We start from the raw sequence: 6,351 nt of genomic DNA, 5'->3' as shown, positions 1-6,351 counted from the left end.
GGGGCGGCCGGCATCATCAAGATGGTCCAGGCGATGCGGCACGGCGTGCTGCCCCGCACGCTGCACGTCGACGCGCCCACCCCCCAGGTGGACTGGGCGTCCGGGGACGTGGAACTGCTCACCGAGGCCCGCCCCTGGCCGCGCGCCGCGCACCCCCGCCGGGCCGGGGTCTCCTCCTTCGGCATCAGCGGCACCAACGCCCACGTGATCCTGGAGGAACCCCCCGCCCAGGAGGTCGCGCCGCGCCCGACCGTGACCCGCACGGTGCCTCTGGTGGTGTCGGCCAACGACCCGGCGGCGCTGGCCGAACTGGTCGAGCGGACACCGGCCCTGCTCCGCGACCGCCCGGACCTCCGGCCCGGGGACCTCGGGCACGCGCTGACCGGCCGCGCCGTGCTGCCGCACCGCGCGGTGCTGCTGAGCCCCGGCACCGGGGAACCGGTGGCGATCGGCCGCGCCGCCGAGGGCCGGCTGGCGGTGGTGTTCACCGGTCAGGGGTCGCAGCGGGTCGGCATGGGCCGGGAGTTGTCCGAGGCGTTCCCGGTGTTCGCGACGGCCTTCGACGAGGTGTGTGCGGCGCTGGACCTTCCGCTGCGGGAGGTCCTGGGCGACCGGGAACGGTTGGACCGGACCGAGTGGGCGCAGCCGGCGATCTTCGCGGTGGAGGTGGCGCTGCTGGCGCTGGTCCGTTCGTGGGGTGTCACGCCGGATGTCGTGGCGGGTCACTCGGTGGGTGAGATCACGGCCGCGTACGCCGCCGGGGTCCTCTCCCTGGCGGACGCGGCGACGTTGGTGGTGGCGCGGGGCCGGTTGATGCAGGCGCTGCCGTCGGGTGGCGCGATGTTGGCCGTCGGGGCATCGGAGGCCGAGGTGCGGGAGGCGTTCCCGGACATCGACCTCGCGGCGGTCAACGGCCCGGACGCGGTGGTCGTGTCGGGCGCCGAGGACGAGATCGTGCGGACCGCCGAACTCGCTGCCGAGCGGGGCTGGAAGACGTCCCGCCTGCGGACCAGCCACGCGTTCCACTCCCGCCTGATGGAGCCGATGCTCGACGAGTTCCGCGCGGTCGTGGAGACGCTCGGCCTCGCCGACCCGGCGGTCCCCGCCGTCTCCACGGTGACCGGCGCCCCGGTGGCGCCCGGTCAGTGGTCGGACCCGGAGTACTGGGTGCGACAGGTCCGTGAGCCGGTCCGCTTCGCCGACGCCGTCACCGCCCTCGACGCGGGCCGGATCCTGGAGGTCGGCCCGGACGCCGTCCTCACCGCACTCGTGCAGGACACCGACCCCGAGAGGACCGCCGTCGCGACCCTGCGCCGCGACCGCGGCGAGGTCGAGACGCTGCTCACCGCGGCGGCCCGGCTCTTCGCCGCCGGCCAGGACGTCGACTGGGCCGCCACGTTCGGCCCCGCCCCGGCGCCGGTGCTCGACCTACCCACCTACCCGTTCCAGCACCAGCGGCTCTGGATCGACGTCGTCGACCCGGTCGGGGACCTGGCCGGCATCGGCCTGCACGAGGCCGAACACCCGCTGCTCGGCGCGGCCGTGACGCTCCCGGAGAGCGACGCGCTGCTGTTCACCGGGCGGCTCGCGGCCGGGTCGCCGGGCTGGCTGGCCGACCACACCGTCTTCGGCGTCACGGTCCTCCCCGGCGCCGCCCTGATCGACATCGCCCTCGCCGCCGGTGCCCGGTCCGGGACCCCCGTCCTCGACGAACTGCTGCTCCAGGTGCCGCTCTCGCTGCCGGCCACCGGTGGCGTCGCGCTGCGGGTCACGGTCGGGGCCCCCGGCGACGACGGACGCCGCGCCTTGGCCGTCTACGCGCAGCCCGACGGCGCCGAGGGCTGGACCACGCACGCCACCGGCCACCTCGCCACCGACGACCTCACCGCCGGGGCGCCGTCGTCGCTCCCCGCGCAGCCGCCGGGCGCCGAACCCGTCCCGCTCGACGGCCTGTACGAACGGCTGGCCGACGCGGGCCTGTCCTACGGCCCCACGTTCCGGGGCCTGGTCGGCGCGGTGCGCGACGGCGACCGGGTGGTCGCCGAGGTGCGGCCGGACGCCGTGGATCCCGACGGGTTCGGCGTGCACCCGGCCCTGCTCGACGCGGCCCTGCACGCGATCGGCGCGACCGGACTGTTCGACGGGACCGTCCGCCTGCCGTTCGCGATCAGCGGCGCACGACTGCACGCCGTCGGCGCCGTCGCGCTCCGCGTCCACCTCACCCTGGTGGGCGACAGCGCGGTCCGGCTGGTCGCCCTCGACAGCGCCGGTGCGCCGGTGCTCACCATCGACGAACTGGCCTTCCGCCCCGTCACCGCGGAGCAGGTCGGCGCCGTCCGGACGGGCCTCCGGTCGCTGTTCGGGCTGGACTGGGTGGTGCGGGAGGTGCCCGCCTCGGACGCGGCCACGGCCGTGATGGCGCTGGGCGATCCGCTGCCGGCCCCGGCCCCCGTGCTGATCGTGGACGCGACGGCGGCGGGTGCGGCCCGGGACCGGGCGGCCCGGTTGCTGCTGCTGCTCCAGTCGTGGCTGGCCGACGCGGCGTGGTCCCAATCGCGCCTGGTGGTCCGCACGTTCGGTGCGGCGGGCGCGGAGATCACCGACGCCGACGGCGCCGCGCTGTGGGGTCTGGTGCGGTCGGCGCAGGCCGAGCACCCGGACCGGCTCCACCTGGTGGACGCGGCCGAGGACGTGTTCCACCCGCTGCCGCAGGCGGTCGTGCGCGACGGGGTGGTCACCGTGCCGCGCCTGGTCCGCGTCGACGGTGCGCGGGCAGTGGAGTTCGGGGACGGCACGGTCGTGGTGACCGGTGCGACCGGCACCCTGGGGCGGCTGGTCGCCCGGCACCTGGTCGAGAACCACGGTGTCCGTGACCTGGTGCTGCTCTCCCGTTCCGGTGGGGACGCCGGACTCGCGCAGGAGCTCGCTCCGGCGGAGGTCCGGGCGGTGGCCTGCGACGTGGCGGACGCGGTAGCCGTCGCCGAGGCCCTGTGGGACGTGCCGGTGACCGCGGTGATCCACGCCGCCGGTGTGCTGGACGACGGGACACTGGAGTCCCTCACTCCGGAGCGGCTCGACGCCGTCCTCCGGGCGAAGGTCGACGCAGCCCGCAACCTCGCCGCCGCGACGAAGGACAGGACGCTCGACGCCTTCGTCCTCTACTCCTCGGCATCCGGCCTGTTCGGCAACGCGGGCCAGGCCAACTACGCCGCCGCCAACACGTTCCTGGACGCCTACGCGACCGAACTGCGGGCCCAGGGCGTCCCGGCGACGTCGCTCGCCTGGGGCCTGTGGGACGCCGGAATGGGCGAGACCCTCACCGACGCCGACCGGGACCGCCTGTCCCGCACCGGCTTCGGCGCCCTCACCTCCGCCGACGGCCTCGCCGCCTTCGACGCCGCCCTCGCCGCCGGGCGGCCCCTGGCGGTGCCGATCGCACTCGACCTGGGCGCGGTCCGGGCCGCTGCGGGCGACGCCCCCGTCCACGAGCTGCTGAGTGGGCTCGTCACCGTGCCCCGCCGGGCCACCGACACCGCGCCCGCCCCGACGCTCGCGGCCAGGCTCGCCCCGCTGAACGACGCGGAGCGCGACCGGACCCTGCTCGACCTGGTCCGGGCCCGCACCGCCGGCATCCTCGGGTACGCGTCGCCCAAGGACGTCGAGCCCACCCGCGGGTTCCTCGAACTCGGCTTCGACTCCCTGACCGTGGTGGAGCTCCGCAACCGGCTCCACACCGAGACCGGACTGCGCCTGAGCGCGACCCTGCTCTTCGACCACCCGTCGCCGACCGCACTCGCCCGGCACCTCGGCGAGCTGCTCCGCCCCGACCAGGCACCCGGGGCCGGTCCCGCCGACGCCCTCTACGCCGAGATCGCCGGCCTGGAGGCCCGCCTCAAGGCCGCGGCCCTCGACGACGGGCACCGCGAAGCGGTCGGGCAGCGGCTGCGCACCCTCGCCGCCGCCTGGACCGCGTCCGTGGACGGCGCCGGTACCGACGACATCGAGTCGGCGACCGCCGACGAGATCTTCGACCTCCTCGACGAGCTCGGCACCCAGTGAGCCGGCCCAACCCCGAAGGCGGCTCCGCCGTGACATCCGTAAGCGACTCCGCCGGGACCGAAGAGAAGTACCTCGACTACCTCAAGCGCGCGGCGGCGAACCTGCGTGCCGCCCGCCAGCGGGTGGAGGAGCTGGAGTACCGGAACAGCGAGCCCCTGGCGATCATCGCCATGAGCTGTCGCTACCCCGGCGGGGTCGACGGCCCCGAGGACCTGTGGCGGCTGGTCGCCACCGGCTCCGACGCGATCGGCGCTCCGCCGACCGACCGGGGCTGGGACGTCGAGGGCCTCTACGACCACGAGAGCGGCGAACTCGACCGGGAGGCCCGGCTCCGGGGCGGCTTCCTGCACGAGGCGGCCGGCTTCGACCCCGAGCTGTTCGGGATCTCGCCGCGCGAGGCGCTGGCGATGGACCCGCAGCAGCGGCTGCTGCTGGAAGCGACCTGGGAGGCGTTCGAGCGGGCGGGCCTCGACCCCACCGCGGCGTCGTTCCCCCGCACCGGGGTGTTCGCCGGGATCATGTACCACGACTACGGCTCGCGGCCCCTGGAACTGCCGGACGGCGTCGCCGGCTACCTGGGGAACGGCAACGCGGGCAGCGTCGCCTCGGGGCGGATCTCCTACACCTTCGGCCTGGAGGGCCCGGCGGTCACGGTCGACACCGCGTGCTCCTCGTCGCTGGTCGCCCTGCACCTCGCCGCGCAGGCGCTGCGCAACGGCGAGTGTGACCTGGCACTGGCCGGCGGCGTGACGGTGATGGCCACGCCGACCACGTTCGTCGAGTTCAGCCGCCAGGGCGGGTTGGCGGCCGACGGCCGGTGCAAGTCCTTCGCCGAGGGCGCGGACGGCACCGGCTGGGGCGAGGGCGTCGGCATGCTGCTGGTCGAGCGCCTCTCGGACGCGCAGCGCCTGGGACACCCGGTCCTGGCGGTGGTGCGGGGCACGGCGGTGAACCAGGACGGCGCCTCCAGCGGTCTGACGGCGCCGAACGGTCCGTCGCAGCAGCGGGTGATCCGCGCCGCCCTCGCCCAGGCCGGGCTGGCGGCGTCCGAGGTGGACGCGGTGGAGGCGCACGGCACGGGGACCCGGCTGGGCGACCCGATCGAGGCCCAGGCGCTGCTGGCGACGTACGGCCAGGACCGGGCCGGCGGCGAGCCGCTCTGGCTGGGTTCGGTGAAGTCCAACCTCGGGCACACGCAGGCGGCGGCCGGTGTCGCCGGGATCATCAAGATGGTGCAGTCGATGCGGCACGGGCTGCTGCCCGGCACGCTGCACGTGGACGCGCCGTCGTCGCAGGTCGACTGGACGGCCGGGTCGGTGGAGCTGCTGACGGAGGCGCGGCCGTGGCCGGCCACCGGTCGGCCGCGGCGGGCGGGCGTGTCGTCCTTCGGGATCAGCGGGACCAACGCGCACGTGATCGTGGAGGAGGCGCCCGCACCGGTGCCGGCGGCCGAGCCGGTGGTGGGGACCTCGCTGCCGGTGGTGCCGCTGGTGGTGACCGCACGGTCGGCGGGCTCCCTGGAGACGCAGATGCAGCGGGTGCGGGCGCTGACCGCGGTTCCGTCGGACATCGGGGTGGCCCTGACCGCGCGGGCGGTGCTGGAGCAGCGGGCCGTGCTGCTGGGCGACGCGGTGGTGCGGGGCGCGGCGGTCGAGGGCCGGCTGGCGGTGGTGTTCACCGGTCAGGGGTCGCAGCGGGTCGGCATGGGTCGCGGGTTGTACGACACCTTCCCGGTGTTCGCGACGGCCTTCGACGAGGTGTGTGCGGCGCTGGATCTTCCGCTGCGGGAGGTCCTGGAGGACCGGGAGCGGCTGGACCTGACCGGCTGGGCGCAGCCGGCGATCTTCGCGGTGGAGGTGGCGCTGCTGGCGCTGGTCCGTTCGTGGGGTGTGACGCCGGATGTCGTGGCGGGTCACTCGGTGGGTGAGATCGCCGCGGCTCATGCGGCGGGTGTGCTGTCGCTCCCGGACGCGGCGAAGCTGGTGGCGGCGCGGGGCCGGTTGATGCAGGCGCTGCCGTCGGGTGGGGCGATGCTGGCGGTCGGGGCGTCGGAGGCGGAGGTGTGCGGGGCGTTCCCGGACATCGACCTGGCGGCGGTCAACGGCCCGGACGCGGTGGTCGTCTCCGGTGCCGAGGGCGAGATCGTGCGGATCGCCGAACTCGCTGCCGAGCGGGGTTGGAAGACGTCCCGGCTGCGGACGAGTCACGCGTTCCACTCCCGGCTGATGGAGCCGATGCTGGCGGAGTTCCGGGCCGTGGTGAGCGGTCTGGCCTTCCACGACCCGGTACTTC

The 6,351-nt window shown here is 75.5% G+C and carries 2 protein-coding genes; both read left to right on the top strand.

The features are described from left to right. The coding region (locus PUR61_RS14000) for a type I polyketide synthase (RefSeq protein WP_329879145.1) at positions 1–4,059 on the top strand (4,059 nt) is incomplete at its 5' end. A 29-nt stretch (positions 4,060–4,088) separates the two neighbouring features. Next, positions 4,089–6,351: type I polyketide synthase (locus PUR61_RS13995; RefSeq protein ID WP_329879144.1), on the top strand; the 2,263-nt coding region annotated here is incomplete at its 3' end.

Source organism: Streptomyces sp. BE20 (genome assembly GCF_036322525.1).
Classification (GTDB): Bacteria; Actinomycetota; Actinomycetes; order Streptomycetales; family Streptomycetaceae; genus Kitasatospora.
This window is presented reverse-complemented; position numbering and strand designations above follow the sequence as displayed.